Annotated in this window: 13 protein-coding genes and 1 tRNA gene; 6 read left to right on the top strand and 8 right to left on the bottom strand. The window is 62.1% G+C overall.

What is annotated here, in order from left to right:
* Positions 1-176: 176 nt before the first annotated feature.
* Positions 177-3,029 carry an ESPR-type extended signal peptide-containing protein gene (locus CA260_RS09655; RefSeq protein WP_111982542.1) on the top strand — a complete coding sequence of 951 codons (2,853 nt, stop codon included), beginning with the start codon at positions 177-179 and terminating at the stop codon, positions 3,027-3,029.
* Between the two features lie 354 nt (positions 3,030-3,383).
* Positions 3,384-4,493: a hypothetical protein gene (locus CA260_RS09650; protein WP_172461771.1), complete on the top strand. Its 1,110-nt coding sequence runs from the start codon at positions 3,384-3,386 to the stop codon at positions 4,491-4,493.
* Positions 4,494-4,598: 105 nt separating this feature from the next.
* Here CA260_RS09650 and CA260_RS09645 read toward each other — a convergent pair whose 3' ends face one another.
* The 3 genes from CA260_RS09645 to CA260_RS09635 form a co-directional block, all read right to left on the bottom strand.
* Complete coding sequence (locus CA260_RS09645) at positions 4,599-4,976, bottom strand: TrfB-related DNA-binding protein (RefSeq protein ID WP_172461770.1); 378 nt, start codon at positions 4,974-4,976, stop codon at positions 4,599-4,601.
* Between the two features lie 283 nt (positions 4,977-5,259).
* A complete protein-coding gene (locus tag CA260_RS09640; RefSeq protein ID WP_111982536.1) occupies positions 5,260-5,571 on the bottom strand; it encodes a HigA family addiction module antitoxin in 312 nt (103 codons plus the stop codon).
* 759 nt (positions 5,572-6,330) lie between these two features.
* A complete protein-coding gene (locus tag CA260_RS09635) occupies positions 6,331-6,597 on the bottom strand; it encodes a metal/formaldehyde-sensitive transcriptional repressor (RefSeq protein WP_111982534.1) in 267 nt (88 codons plus the stop codon).
* 65 nt (positions 6,598-6,662) lie between these two features.
* Between CA260_RS09635 and dmeF the strand changes: the two genes are divergently transcribed.
* Positions 6,663-7,646: a CDF family Co(II)/Ni(II) efflux transporter DmeF gene (gene dmeF / locus CA260_RS09630; RefSeq protein WP_111982532.1), complete on the top strand. Its 984-nt coding sequence runs from the start codon at positions 6,663-6,665 to the stop codon at positions 7,644-7,646.
* Positions 7,647-7,981: 335 nt separating this feature from the next.
* On the opposite strand, the gene CA260_RS21135 is transcribed toward dmeF, so the two are convergent.
* Complete coding sequence (locus CA260_RS21135; protein ID WP_172461769.1) at positions 7,982-8,119, bottom strand: hypothetical protein; 138 nt, start codon at positions 8,117-8,119, stop codon at positions 7,982-7,984.
* Positions 8,116-8,523, bottom strand: a complete 408-nt coding sequence (locus CA260_RS09625) for a hypothetical protein (RefSeq protein WP_146745304.1) — start codon at positions 8,521-8,523, stop codon at positions 8,116-8,118. The genes CA260_RS21135 and CA260_RS09625 overlap by 4 nt, the downstream gene beginning before the upstream one ends.
* 405 nt (positions 8,524-8,928) lie before the next feature.
* Between CA260_RS09625 and CA260_RS09620 the strand changes: the two genes are divergently transcribed.
* The 3 genes from CA260_RS09620 to CA260_RS09605 all read left to right on the top strand — a co-directional run bounded on the left by CA260_RS09620 (position 8,929) and on the right by CA260_RS09605 (position 11,534).
* Positions 8,929-9,684, top strand: a complete 756-nt coding sequence (locus CA260_RS09620; protein ID WP_111982528.1) for a DUF5343 domain-containing protein — start codon at positions 8,929-8,931, stop codon at positions 9,682-9,684.
* 494 nt (positions 9,685-10,178) lie between these two features.
* Positions 10,179-10,460: a DUF6953 family protein gene (locus CA260_RS09610; RefSeq protein WP_111982524.1), complete on the top strand. Its 282-nt coding sequence runs from the start codon at positions 10,179-10,181 to the stop codon at positions 10,458-10,460.
* Positions 10,461-10,529: 69 nt separating this feature from the next.
* Complete coding sequence (locus tag CA260_RS09605) at positions 10,530-11,534, top strand: ParA family protein (protein WP_111982522.1); 1,005 nt, start codon at positions 10,530-10,532, stop codon at positions 11,532-11,534.
* Between the two features lie 113 nt (positions 11,535-11,647).
* Here CA260_RS09605 and CA260_RS09600 read toward each other — a convergent pair.
* The 3 genes from CA260_RS09600 to serS form a co-directional block, all read right to left on the bottom strand.
* Positions 11,648-11,737 (bottom strand) — tRNA-Ser (locus CA260_RS09600).
* A gap of 236 nt (positions 11,738-11,973) precedes the next feature.
* A complete protein-coding gene (locus tag CA260_RS09595; protein ID WP_111982520.1) occupies positions 11,974-12,333 on the bottom strand; it encodes an LrgA in 360 nt (119 codons plus the stop codon).
* Positions 12,334-12,343: 10 nt separating this feature from the next.
* Positions 12,344-13,624, bottom strand: coding sequence for a serine--tRNA ligase (gene serS / locus CA260_RS09590; RefSeq protein ID WP_111982518.1), 1,281 nt, complete (start codon positions 13,622-13,624; stop codon positions 12,344-12,346).
* Positions 13,625-13,712 lie beyond the last annotated feature (88 nt).

Raw genomic sequence — 13,712 nt, 5'->3', positions numbered from 1 at the left:
TGGGTGGCTTCTTGAAGCCGCCGCGGGGACGGCTTGTCCTCGAGTCACGGAAGTCGGCGCCATCTCATCTCACTTCTGGACGACAAGACGTCCGACATCCGCTGTATGACGCGTCCCGCTGCCAACTATCGACGCGCGGGGACATCCATCGCGGATCCAACATTCCGAGAAATTCAATGAACAAGATTCACAGCAAGATCTGGAGCAAGTCGCTGGGCGCCACCATCGTTGCCAGCGAGTTCGCCAAGGCCAACGGCAAGGGCGGTCGTGCCAAGCGCGTGCAGTCCGGCGTGGCGGCGCTGTCGCTGGCCATCGGTATGGCGCTTTCGGCGACCCCTGCGATGGCAGCAGGCCAAGTGACGCCACAAACTATCGTACCTACGCCTGTTCCCGGCACGCCTGTCTATTTCTCTGCCGACGGCGCCGCCGATGGCACCGACAACGCCCAGTCGATCGGCGCCAATAGCGTGGCCGCTGGCGCGATGAGCATGGCCGTGGGCGACGGAAGCGTCACCGTGGGCTACAGCAGCCTGTCACTCGGCACCAACAGTGCCGCCATCGGTACGCTCAGCACGGCCCTGGGCGCCGAAAGCGCAGCCCTGGGCTACCACAGCTACGCTTCGGACGACTACACCACGGCGCTGGGCGGCAACACGCAGGCGATCGGCGTCGGCGCGTCGGCGATCGGCCATAGCGCTTACACCGGTGCCGACTATGCAACGGCGATCGGCTTCGGCGCAGGTGCCACGAACTTCAACACGGTGGCCGTTGGCGCCAATGCGCAGGCGACCGGTCGCAGCAGCGTGGCGATGGGTGGCGTGGCGGTCGACACTAGCGGTAACGCGGAATTCTTCGATGCATCCGGCAACCCGCAGGCCGCGGCCGCCACCGGTGATCTCGCCACGGCCATCGGCGCCAGTGCGGTGGCTTCGGGCCACGGCTCCATCGCTCTTGGCGTGGGCACCGTGTCGATGGGTGCGAACTCCGTGGCCATGGGCAACTCCGCTACGGCCACAGGCGATTACAGCATGGCCATGGGCGTTGCGTCGCTGGCGCAGGGCTCGGCCGCCGTAGCCACGGGCTTTTCGGCACAGGCGCTCGGTAACGAGAGCGTCGCCAGCGGCTACACGGCCACTGCAGCAGGCGGTGGGTCGGTGGCTGTCGGCCCTTACTCCTATACCAGCGGTACATCGTCGGTGGGTGTCGGTGCTTACTCGTCCGCCATGGGTGACCAGTCCATTGCGATCGGTTACTACGCGATGACTCAGACGGGCGCCTCGGTCGCGATCGGACTCAACGCCATGACCACCGTGGGAGGGTCGGCGGTCGCCATTGGTCCCTTCGCGCTCACTGGTTCGAGAGACACAATTGCCATTGGCAATTACTCCGAAGCGATGGGCACCTGGGGCATCGCCATTGGTAACAGTGCGGTCGGCGACGGCAGCGGCTCAGTCTCCCTGGGCAACAATGCGATGAGCCTGGCGTACCAGGATACCGCTGGGGTTAGTCACTACTACGCCAACACTACGGCCCTCGGTAACCAAACCATTGCAGCGCAATCCGGTACGGCGGTGGGTGCGCAGGCTTTGGCAGGCAAGAATGACGTTGCGCTTGGATCGGGTGCCTCGGTCTTCGATTTCAACGGTTTGTATAACTACCCGACAGCGCCGCAGAACTATATGCCGACCAACTCCGTGGCAATCGGCACTAACGCAGCAGTGAAGACGCAGTCCGGCGCGGCCGCGCAGACCACTGGCGCAGTTGCGTTGGGCTACGGTTCGCTTACCTCGTCCAGCAACTCGCTCGCGTTGGGCGCCAGTGCGCAAACCACGGCCATTAGCTCGGTCTCGCTGGGCGCCAGTGCCAAAGCCACAGCCAGTAACGCAGTCGCCTTGGGTGCCGGCGCCCTGGCCGAGACCAGCAACACGGTGTCGGTGGGTAATGACGGCAGCACGGGTGGCACCAAGTTCACCAGCCGTATCACCAATGTCTCCGCTGGCACCGCCGACACCGATGCGGTCAACGTGGCCCAGCTGAACCTGGCCCTGACTGGCATGGGTACCACCGTGAATGGCTCGATGGGCGCCATGGGCAGCGCCGTTGCACAGCTGCTGGGTGGCTCGGCAAGCTACGGTGCGAGTGGTTTCACCGCGCCTTCGTACCTGGTCCAGGGCTCGACCTATAGCGACGTGGGCGGCGCCCTCTCCGCACTGGACAGCAGCATGACGGGAGCACTGACCAGCATCACCAATCTGAGCAATCAGATTGCCACCGCAGTGACGGGTGGCGCCCCGATGGGCACCGGCAATGGCTTGGCCGTGGGTCACAGCAGCGTCGCCACCGACGGGCGCGACACCGCCATCGGCAACGGTGCGGTGATCGGCGCCAACGGCAGCACGGCCGTGGGCAGCAACGCCACGATCAGCGCAGCGGCGACCAATGCCGTGGCAGTCGGCGCCGACACCAGCGTCACCGCAGCCTCGGGTACGGCCATCGGCCAAGGCGCATCGGTGACGGCCAACAACGCCGTGGCCCTGGGCCAGGGCTCGGTGGCTGATACGGCCAACACCGTCTCCGTCGGCTCCGCCACCAACCAGCGCCAGATCACCAATGTTGCTGCTGGCGTGAATGCCACCGATGCGGCCAATGTCGGCCAGGTTTCGACCCAGGTGAACGCGGCGCTGCAGACGGCCAAGAGCTATACGGATGCCAGCTCCCAGCAGACCTTGAACGCCGCCAACGCCTACGCCAACCAGCTGATGAGCAAGACCAACGACCAGTTCCAGCAGGTCAACAGGCACATTGATGAGGAAGGTGCGATGAGCGCGGCGTCGACCCAGATGGCGATCAATGCGGCAGGCGCCACCGGCAACGGACGCCTTGCGGCAGGCGTAGGCATGCAGTCGGGCCGCTCCGCGATCTCGGTGGGTTATGCCGCACCGCTGGGCAGTCGCATGCACGTCAGCGTGGGCGCCACGGCCAGCAGCTCGCAGACGTCGGTGGGTGCCGGCCTCGGCGTGGATCTGTAAGCAACGCAAGACGAATGGGCCGGCGCAGCGTCTGTGCGCCGGCCCATTTCGCCAGGCACGTCTGCGAGGCGGCCCAAGGAGTGCGCCAAAAGCGGTCGGCATATCGATCTCCCACAAGTCGTCCCAGTGTCAGGCACTGCTCCAAGGCCCACCGTTTATCTGCAAAAAAACAAGAGCATCCGCGCGAAGCGCGATAACCGCCTCTTGAACGCGAGAACCAAAGTGCTTCATGGGCGACACGCGCAAGCGAACTCTTGGCGCCTTCTTCTTCCCTCTCGCGTGACTTTGTTCCCTGCGACGTAACCAACCCGGCAAGTCAGTCGAATAACTGATGACCGACATGTGCGGTCGCTGTTGGCGAACTGGCGCGGCAATTCGCATTGCCGCAATTACCTACGCTTGCATCGGGGAACAATCATGAACAAGGCAATCATTGGATCAGCGCTGCTCGCTTGTATGGTGGCGGGTGCCGTCCATGCGCGCGATGGCGCGCAATGGAACGATGGCGATCTCATCGTTACCGCATCGAACGCGACCAATAACGCGCTGCTTGTCTACAACACCCATGGCGTGCTGATCGAACAGGCGAAAACCGGCGGCACCGGAGGCGTGAGCGGCAACGCCGGTGGCATCGCGCAGAACCACGACCTGCTTGCAGTCGTCAATTTCGGATCAGGCAATGTATCGATCTTCCGAAAGAACAGCGACATCGCCCCGCTGCAGTGGGCCAAGCTGGTGCCGGCGATCAGCAACCCGGTCAGCGTCGCCTTCGGCCATCACCATCTCTACATTCTTACGGCCACCCATATCGAATCCCACGCCATCGATCGCCGCGGCGTCGACCCGGTCGCTGACGGTCATGCGCAACTGGTCCATGCCGACGGCTCTGCAGCCCAGGTGGGCGTCATCGGTGGTCAGCTGATCATCACCGAGAAAAGCAATGCCATCGAAACGGTCAACCTGGCGAACGGCGGCGCGGTGGCGGGCGCGACCCACCTGGTGGCCAATATCCCGGTGAACGTCAACGCACCCTTCGGACTTGCCACGCGCGGTGACAACGCCTACGTGACCATTGCGCACGCCAACGAAATCGGCCTCGTGCGCAACGACGCCGTGCTGACTGTCACCGGCTCCGGTACGCAGATGGCGCCGTGTTGGGTTGCCCTGGATGGGCCATACCTCTTCTCGGCCAATTCGCCCAGTCACTCGGTGTCGCGCTACGTGGTGTCAGGGCGCTCCATCGTGCAAGAGGCCGCTGTCATCGCGTCGTTCAACGGCGCGCCCACCGATATCACCTATCGTGACAATCTCGCAGCGGTCATCGACAGCAACGGGCCCGCATCGCATGTCTCCATCTTTAATGTCGATGACGACGGCAATTTCGATTTGAAGAGCAGCGTCACGCTCAACAGCGCCGCCACCAATGGCATCGCCATCGTCAAGGCCGACGACCTCGACGACTAGCAGGCATGACCGTGCCGAGGATGCACAAGCCTCCTCGGTGCGGTGAGCCCGATGTGGAAGCCAGTGCATGCACTCCGGATGTGTGCAGCTGCCCACGATGCCGCTTTATCCGCCCGCCCCTCTTTTGCCTGAAGACTGCCGGCCGACGGCGACTTCGAGGCGGCGCGCAAAGTCATGCTCGGCAATCACGGCGGCCGCCTGGGCTTCAAATCGCTCCGCCATGCTACGAGGCACCGTGAGGTGCACTTCGCGCCACTCCATGGGGGCGTCGTGTCTTGCGAGATGGGCCTCATAGATGCGGCGCACCGTGCGATCAATGGCGCCACGAGTCAATTGCGACTGGGCCGCCAGTACCGATGTCGGAACGCCATCGACCAAGGCTGCACGGGCAAGCTCGATATTGCGAGGCGACACGCGTAGACCACGCACGGCAACGGTGAACTGCGCCGCGCTGAGGCGGCGCCCAACAAAACGCTGGTTCATCACCTTCGTACTCCCTGGGCGGTGTGATGACACGCGCTCGCCCAACGCCATCTGGGCGATGTCCGACACTTGGTGCGTCCGTCAGCTTGGCGCAATGCCCGTGGAAACAGCGTGTAATCGCGATGGCAAAATAAGCACTCTGGCCGCGTGCGGTGGCCATGCGTATTGGCCACGAAATGGCACTGGTATCCGCAGTTCAACGGATTCCGCTTAAGTAGAACTACGGACTTCTAGGCGGCTACTTTTCGCGGGTCATACCCGCTCTGATATCTCACACCCGACCCTACTTCGGAGGCCGACGGCCTTCCCACAGCGCGCTCACCAACGCCAAGTCGTAGCGCGCCTGCAGTACCAGCCAGTACGCCGCCGTCGGCTCCAACGCCATCGACAGACGCAACGCCTGCTCGGCGTCGATGTGCCGTGCCCCGAGGCTGATCTGCCGCAACATGGTCATGGGAATACCAGTGCGGCGCGCGAAGCGTGCGAGCGGCATGGCATTTGGCTGGAGATAATCGGTCAGCAGCACCTCGCCGGGGCTGCGTAGCAATTCCGACGAGTCAAAGTCCATCAGCGGATCGATCTTGATGAGGTACATAAGGCTTCCTTTCCTGTCAGGCACGGCTCAACGACGGATCAAGCCCTACAGGCTTCCGTGTCGGCATATGCCGGGGACGATGTAAGTGATCGCTGAGATGCGGCGCAGCGGCAAGCAGGCCGATGCGTCGCGAAAACGATCACTGGGTGCGGGAAATGCTCACTTCCGGCTTGGTATCAAGCCTTGCAGCGGGGAGCGCGGGATTTATCCACCGCCTATAGCCGTTGTCGGCGAAAGCTGACACGCGCGGCTGTGAGCTGCCCTGGACTTGGCACGCTGGATGCCGGAACAGGAAGTGAGGGTGCCATCGAGGGGAATGGACGGGCGAATGTGTCCCGTATGATCGCGGATAGCCATGATCAACTCTAAGCTAGTTGGTGATGGTCAGCGGGTCGTATGAGTTGCCGCTCATGCGGCCCGCGCTTCTCGACATGGTGTCGAGGCCACTAGCGACGGCCTTCAGCAGAGCCGCAGTGGCTTGTCGAAAGTAGCAAAAAGCATCCGCCCGGCCTGTCAGTGATCACCACACAGCGAGTCGACTCTGTACCGACACGCACGTCAGCAGACATTGACTTGATGCCTATCGATCAGAATTCGATGTATCTGTGCGGCAGACCAACAATGCGCTCCGAATCATCCCGCGAACCACGCTCGCTTTTCAGGAGGCGGCGAGTCAGACCAACTGAACGCGGATACCGGGCGTAACTCACATGCCCCCATAGCCGCGCAACCTCACTATCGCACCCCACCTATAAAGGGTCACCGCAGGTAGCTGCGCAGCACCGCCATCACGGGCTCCAACTCTTTCAAGGCCTTCGGATTGCTGGCGGCCACATGTTCCCGCAGGTGATCTTCCAGCAGCAGGCTCATGAGCCCCTGGACCGCCCCACGGATCGAGGCCGCTTGTTGCAACACCACGTCACAGTCCGCATCGGCCTCCAAGGCATTCTCCAATGAGGCCACTTGCCCGCCGATCCGGCGCACGCGGGTGATCAGGGATTTCTTGTTCTGGACGGTGTGAGACATGGTGATCTCCTGACGAGGTGCATAGTATAGGGGGGTATACCTTCTTTGAGATAGCTCCTGTGACCATGCCCGACCCCAAGCCCTTCCAGCACTCCCACCAGTTCAACGAGGGCAATCCTCTGGCCGAGAAGAACACCCTGCGGGCCGTCGTCATCACCTCGATCATGATGGTGGTGGAGATCGTTGGCGGTTACGCCCTCAACTCCATGGCGCTCCTGGCCGATGGCTGGCACATGAGCTCCCATGCCCTCGCGCTGGGGGTATCGGCGGGTGCCTATGTGCTTGCCCGCCGGCTGGCCACGGATCGGCGCTTTGCCTTTGGCACGTGGAAGATCGAGGTGCTGGGCGGTTACAGCAGCGCCCTTCTGCTGGGCGTCGTGGCGGTCCTGATGCTGGTTCAGTCCGTGGAGCACCTGGTGCACCCGGCCCCCATTCACTACGACCAAGCCATCCCGATCGCGGTGGTGGGCTTGCTGGTGAACCTGCTGTGCGCCTGGCTGTTGAAGGATGCCCACCATCACGGTCACGACCATGGACATGCTCATGATCACGCCAGCCACGACCATCACCATGACCTGAACTTACGCTCGGCCTACCTGCATGTGATGGCGGATGCGGCCACCTCCGTGCTAGCCATCCTGGCGCTCGTGGGCGGCAAGTTCCTCGGCATCCAGTGGCTGGATCCCGTCATGGGCATTGTCGGCGCCGTGCTGGTGGCCCAGTGGGCGGTCAGTCTGATCAAGCAGTCCAGCCGCGTCCTGCTCGATGCGGACATGGACGCCCCGGTGGTCGAAGAGATCCGGGAAGTGGTTGCTGAAAAGCTCCCTGGCACAGCCATCACCGATCTACATGTCTGGCGTGTCGGCAAAGGCCGTTACGCCTGCATCCTCGGCCTGGTAACGGACCAACCTCTGTCGCCAGCAGTGGTGCGCGGGTATCTGGCGGTCCATGAAGAGCTGGTGCATGTCACCGTGGAGATTGCCAAGGCAGACGCGCCAGCCATGGTGTTCTGTCCCACCAAACAGCACGCCCTGACGAAAAGTCTCTGACTTATCCTTCAAGCGGCGCTTAAAACCACCTCAAAAACCGGGGTCAGAGTGCACTTTTTGACCCCGGTTTTGCTCACCGGCGCGCGCCCGATAGCTAGGATTCTGCCAGCGCGCTTTCATCAGCGCGGATATGTGCGCGCGGCAGTCGGGATCGGCCCATAGCCGGGCCATCGCCTCGCGCGTGCGTTGCGCTTGGCGTGAGCCAGCCTCGGCCGGCGCGCAGGCGCCATCACCCCGTCCCGTCTGCGCGCCGGCTTCGACTGTTTGGTCAGGGCTCCCCGCCGCCAACGGAGGCACGTTGCATGATGCATCCACGGCGGAGAGCCCCGATTCTTTCAGCGCGGGCACTTCGTCGCCGCCGCGCGCGTCTTGGGCTTGTTGATCTTTGCGGTGCGCTCCGCGCGCTTCGTTTCGTGGATCGCCTTCGCCTTGCGGACGTTCGGGACGGACCCGGGCATGTGCGAGCGGTTCATGCCCCCTCGGGCGTGGCTTCGGCAATCGCACGCGCGGCAAGCTGGTTGGAAAGGTTCACGAGCGGATCGGCCTTGCCGCGGACAAATTCGTTGTCGGCGGCGCGCGCGGTGCGTTCGGCGTGGATCACGCCCTTGAGCTTTGCCGTGACTTCGGCGTGCTGCCGGCCCCATATCCGCTCGGCGAAGTCGGCGACGGAAAACGGACGGTCATTGCGCGGAATGCGGTCCACAACCGTCACGATGGCCGCGGCAAGCACGACATCCTCCGTGGCAATCGCGGTGACCGCGGCCGTTTCGAGTTCGACCGGGCCGGCGCCTTTGAGCTGCATCTGATACTGCGTGCGCTTCGGGCTCAAGGCTGACGCGCTGAACTCGCTCGTGACCGGCGAGAACAAGACTTCCAAGGGTTGGTGTCTCGCCCCGCGGTCCCTATTGGGCGCGGGTCCCAAATGGGCTTTTCCATAAATCCGCCGCGGCCTTGAAAAGGGTCCACAAAGCCCGATGCAGACTGGCAGGGGAAGCCCATTTGTTCGACGCGCAGGCCTCTGCGCCCGGTCGATCTGAGTGGATCGCCCGGGCGAACGCTCCTGATTGCACTTCTGCTCTGGCGAAGCGTCTCAGATAGAGATACGGAAGAAATTATAAATTCATCGCAAATAACTGATGCGCAAGTAAATTATTTAAACGATCTTCTTCGATCACTTGCAATTAACAATCTTTTAACCAGATAATGCCAAACGTCGCTTGCAACTTCCGCTTCGTTGTGATGTGATGCGCGTCATCCGGCCTTCTCGGCACAGGGGTAGTCCATGAACGACAAGTCGCTCAAGCCGCCGTACACGTCCTATCGGAGCTTCCAGAACCTGATCGGCGAGCTGCGCGAATACGTGCGCGCACATCAAGTGGTGCCCTCCGTGATCGACCGTAGCCTGCTGCATAAGCGCTCCGGTTCTGAACAGTCCGCACTGATTGCAGCGTTGAAGTGGTTCGAGCTGATCGAGGATGACGGCACGCCGACGCAGCTCCTGCACGATTACGTCGAGACGGACGAAAGCAAGAGCGTGCCGATGCTCAAGTCGATGGTGGAAAAGTCCTACTCGCTGATCACCGATGGCAAGTTCGATCTGCGCCGTGCAACCACGAACCAGATGGCGGAGCAGTTCCGCCAATACGACATTTCCGGCTCCACGCTCTACAAGTGCATCAGCTTCTTCTTGGCAGCGGCGAAGGACGCAGGAATCCCGGTGAGTCCGCTCGTGAAAGCGCCCGTAGCGTCTTCAAACGGCGGCGCGAAGCGTAAGTCCAAGCCGGTGCTCGCCCCGGCGCCCATTAACCCCGTTGTCACTCCTGACCCGCACCTGGCACAAAAAACGCCGCGGGCGCCCCGGGAAGACATGGTCGCAATTCCGATTCCGATCTACGGCGGCTCCGATGGCGTGATCTATCTGCCCGGCAACATGACCGAGAAACAGTGGACCAACGTGATCAAGATGACCGAGTTCATCCTGCAGAACTACCGCGAAACGATGGCGGAGCAGGCCGCGGAAGCCGAGGAGGATTCATGACATTAGGTCGCGGCTTCCCGCTGACTACCGCCGCGGGAAGCCCAGAAAAGGAAACGCCCCAGCTCAAGTTTCCCGTCGCGAAATAGGCTTGAGTTGAGGCGTTAGGTAGGCAAACGCGGGGGCGGTGTCGTTTCGGCGTTGGACTCACCTCGGCAAAGGTGGTCTCAACGGTGGTCCGAAACGCCCGCACCGGCATCACGGCATGGCAGTGGGGGCGTCCCTCTGCCGGTCCGAGGCCCGGTACAGCAAGGGGATTATACCCCTCCAGGCCCGGAATTCCGATATCGCCCTCACAACCCCGTCTTGTGGAGGCCATATGGCCGGTGCGAAGACGGTGCATGTTTGCTCGTACACCCGGCTCCGGAAGGGCCGTCTGGAGTACGTCTGCCAACATTGGCGCAGCCCTCCGGGCTAAGCGCAGCACCTGGGAGCGCTCTTCGGGGCGCCTCCCGTTACTTCGAGCCGCATAAGCCTCCCGGGTACTGGAGAAGGCAATGACTGCTTCGACCGATGAGGAAAAAGCCGTTGCGTTGTCGATGCTTGAGCAATACCAGCGGTACAGCCGCTTGGTGCAATCCACCGCGGCGCACGGCATCCGAAAGAACTTCGGCGATCACCGTGTTTACAGGAACCGTCAGCGCAACTGGGGCATCAACAAGGGAGTCCTTGAAGAGTTCCGCAAGCTGACGCCTAACGATGTCGTGTGGAGCCGAAGCTCGCAAACGTGGCGACAACGTCGCGACTCTGATCCGCCTGATAAGCGGATGGTGAGGTAACAGATGATGCGGCGTCCGCGGGCGCCGCATCACTTCCATCAACGGCAGCGCAAGGGGAAGGAGGGGTACATGATTCTTGGAATCTTCAACAACAAAGGGGGCGTAGGGAAGACGACTTACCTCTACCACATCGCATATTCGCTCGCGCGTCGCGGGATTCGAGTCTTGCTGGTCGATGCCGATCCGCAATGCAATCTCACGGCGTATTGCTTGCCAGACAACGCGGTCGAGCGTGCGTGGAGACCGGATCGCGGGAACAGTATCTTCCTTGCGATTGAGCCACTCCATGAGAGCATGGGCGATATCCGAAATCGCGGACCTTTGCAGCCAAACCCCGACCATTATCCGACGCTCTGGCTCGTGCCCGGTGATCCCGCGCTCAGTCGCTTTGAAGACACATTGGGTGATACGTGGAATCGCGCGCGCGGCGGCAATCCCGCCGACTTGAGGAAGCAATCGGGCATCTATCGCTATGTGAAGTGGGCTGAAGCGCAGGTTGACGCTCAAGTCACCTTCATCGACATGGGTCCAAACCTCGGCCCGCTCAATAGGACAACGCTGACTTCCTGCGATGATTTCATTGTTCCCATTTCGCCGGACCTCTTCTCGATTCGCGGCACCCAGAACTTGGGGGAAAAGCTTGTCGGGTGGAGGCAAGAGTGGGACATCATTCGCACTGCCGGGCAGCTCGAAGATATCGATCTTCCGAAGGGCTCACCGCGCTTCCTTGGATACGTGCGTCAGCAATACAACACTAGGAACAACGAGGAGGGCATGACGCGCGGCTGGCAAATTTTCGGTGGGCGTGTAGAAGAAGCCGTCCAAGAAAACATCGTGAATAAATTGCGCCCGCTACGACAGGTCATCACTTGGGATGACGGTTCCTACGACTTGGGCGCCATCCCGAACTTGCATAGCCTTGTGCCGTATTCGCAGGAAGCAAGGAAGCCAATCTATGACTGCACAGCGCAGGATGGCTTGATGGGGGCGCATGTGCAGCGCGCTCGGAATACTGAAGAGCTGTTTTTTCAGATGACCGAGACGATTATCGGATTGGTAGAAGAAGCAGCTTGAAAGAACAAGCCGCCGGAAACGGCGGCTTTTTTTCATTCAATGGTCGCGCTAGTAGGGTAAGAGGACGGGGAAGTTCTTTATACGAAGAAAATTCCCACCTTTTTAGCTTGATGTGGCGGAAGCGGTGAGATTCGAACTCACGGAGGGGTTACCCCCTCGGCAGTTTTCAAGACTGCTGCCTTAAACCACTCGGCCACGCTTCCGTATTTTCTGCTGGCGATTACAACCTGCTTACTGGAACTTCAAAGACTGCCGCACTGCCCGCGCAATTCATTGTTTTTTCGCTGCAAAACGCGACATCAGCACTTCTAAACAGCCAATTTCAAGACTGCCGTCTTAAACCGCTCGGCCATCACTCCGGGCTTGTTTCCAGTTGAGCACTGCGGCTACTGGGTTCCGGCCTGCGCCGGAATGACGAGCTTTAAGGGTCGCCATCCTATCAGGAATGGGCTCTTCCCTGCCCCTTTTTCGACAACGCGATCATCGCCCACAGCATGATGCCCACCGGCACGGCGGCGCCGATTAGGGGCAGCAGCAACACTGGTTGGCGAATCACCATCGGCACCAGCTGGGTGGCTGAGGCGAAGGCGATCACGGCGAAGCGCAGCTTGCGGCTGTGGCGGGCGAACCAGAAGGCGCCGAGGACCAGCACGGTGGCGATGATGCTCAGCACCAGGTCCGCCATGGGGATCTCGAACATGCTGACCAGCCCGAGGCGGGTCAGCAGTTCGGTGGCCAGGATGGTCAGCAGCGTGTAGCTGGCTGCGAGTTCGACCTTGTCCCAGCGCTGGGTGCTCATGGCGTCGGGCTCAGGCAATCTGTTCGAGGTTGCGCATGTACGGGCGCAGCACGTCGGGCACGGTGATCGAGCCGTCGGCGTTCTGGTAGTTCTCCATCACGGCGACCAGGGTGCGGCCGACGGCGAGGCCGGAACCGTTGAGTGTGTGCACCAGCTCCGGCTTGCCGGTGGCCGGGTTGCGCCAGCGGGCCTGCATGCGGCGGGACTGGAAGTCGCCGCAGTTGGAGCACGAGGAGATCTCGCGATAGGTGTTCTGGCTGGGCAGCCACACTTCGAGGTCGTAGGTCTTGATGGCGGCAAAGCCCATGTCGCCGGTGCACAGCATCACCTTGCGGTACGGCAGCTCAAGCAGCTGCAGCACCTTTTCGGCGTGGCTCACCATTTCTTCGAGCTGGGCATGCGACTGCTCGGGCGTGGCGATCTGCACCATCTCGACCTTCTCGAACTGGTGCTGGCGGATCATGCCGCGCGTGTCGCGACCGTAGCTGCCGGCCTCGGCGCGGAAGCACATGGAGTGCGCGGTGAGGCGCATCGGCAGTGCGTCGGCTTCGACGATGGTGTCGGCAACCAGGTTGGTCAGCGCGACTTCGGCGGTGGGAATCAGGTAGCGCTTGCTGTCGCCCACGTGGGTGGAGAACAGGTCTTCCTCGAACTTCGGCAGCTGGCCGGTGCCCCGCATGGTCTCGGCGTTGACGATCAGCGGCACGTTGCATTCGAGGTAGGCATGCTCGCCCGTGTGCAGGTTGAGCATGAACTGCGCGAGTGCGCGATGCAGGTGCGCGAGCTGGCCGCGCAGCACCGTGAAGCGCGCACCGGAAAGCCTGGCACCGGCGTCGGCGTCGAGCCAGCCATGGCGGGCGCCGAGGTCGACGTGATCCTTCACTTCGAAATCGAATGCGCGCGGGGTGCCCCAGCGCAGCTGCTCGGCGTTCTCGGTTTCGTCCTTGCCCAGCGGCACGGACTCATGCGGGATGTTGGGAATGCCCAGCGAGATGTCGGCGAGCTTGGCCTGCACATCGGCAAGCGCGGCTTCGTTGGCCTTGAGCTTGTCACCGATGCCGGCGACTTCGGCCATCAGCGGGGCGACGTCTTCCCCCTTGGCCTTGGCCTGGCCGATCGCCTTGGACCGCGTGTTGCGCAGGTTCTGCAGCTCCTGGGTCTCGGTGGCCAGCTGCTTGCGCTGGGTTTCCAGCGACTCGATGGCGGACACGTCGAGCTCGTAGCCACGGGTTTCCTTGAGGCGCGCGGCAGTCTCGGCCAGGCGCGAACGCAGCAGTGCGGGGTCCAGCATGATGGGTCCAAATCAGGGCATCGGAACCGGGGATTATCGCCGCCGGGCGCCGGGGGTCGCAATGTTGCAGGCCGAAGCGGGTGGGAAT

The sequence above is a fragment of the Dyella jiangningensis genome, from assembly GCF_003264855.1.
Taxonomy (GTDB): domain Bacteria; phylum Pseudomonadota; class Gammaproteobacteria; order Xanthomonadales; family Rhodanobacteraceae; genus Dyella; species Dyella jiangningensis_C.
Note: the sequence above shows the minus strand (reverse complement) of the source record. Positions and strands in the feature narration are given on the sequence as shown.

What these genes read in the sequence shown, in the direction of transcription:
- CA260_RS09655 (WP_111982542.1), top strand. Translation starts at nt 177, where the DNA reads ATGAACAAGATTCACAGCAAGATCTGGAGCAAGTCGCTGGGCGCCACC.
- CA260_RS09645 (WP_172461770.1), bottom strand. Translation starts at nt 4,976, where the DNA reads ATGAACCAGCGTTTTGTTGGGCGCCGCCTCAGCGCGGCGCAGTTCACC.
- CA260_RS09640 (WP_111982536.1), bottom strand. Translation starts at nt 5,571, where the DNA reads ATGTACCTCATCAAGATCGATCCGCTGATGGACTTTGACTCGTCGGAA.
- CA260_RS09635 (WP_111982534.1), bottom strand. Translation starts at nt 6,597, where the DNA reads ATGTCTCACACCGTCCAGAACAAGAAATCCCTGATCACCCGCGTGCGC.
- dmeF (WP_111982532.1), top strand. Translation starts at nt 6,663, where the DNA reads ATGCCCGACCCCAAGCCCTTCCAGCACTCCCACCAGTTCAACGAGGGC.
- CA260_RS21135 (WP_172461769.1), bottom strand. Translation starts at nt 8,119, where the DNA reads ATGAACCGCTCGCACATGCCCGGGTCCGTCCCGAACGTCCGCAAGGCG.
- CA260_RS09620 (WP_111982528.1), top strand. Translation starts at nt 8,929, where the DNA reads ATGAACGACAAGTCGCTCAAGCCGCCGTACACGTCCTATCGGAGCTTC.
- CA260_RS09610 (WP_111982524.1), top strand. Translation starts at nt 10,179, where the DNA reads ATGACTGCTTCGACCGATGAGGAAAAAGCCGTTGCGTTGTCGATGCTT.
- CA260_RS09605 (WP_111982522.1), top strand. Translation starts at nt 10,530, where the DNA reads ATGATTCTTGGAATCTTCAACAACAAAGGGGGCGTAGGGAAGACGACT.
- CA260_RS09595 (WP_111982520.1), bottom strand. Translation starts at nt 12,333, where the DNA reads ATGAGCACCCAGCGCTGGGACAAGGTCGAACTCGCAGCCAGCTACACG.
- serS (WP_111982518.1), bottom strand. Translation starts at nt 13,624, where the DNA reads ATGCTGGACCCCGCACTGCTGCGTTCGCGCCTGGCCGAGACTGCCGCG.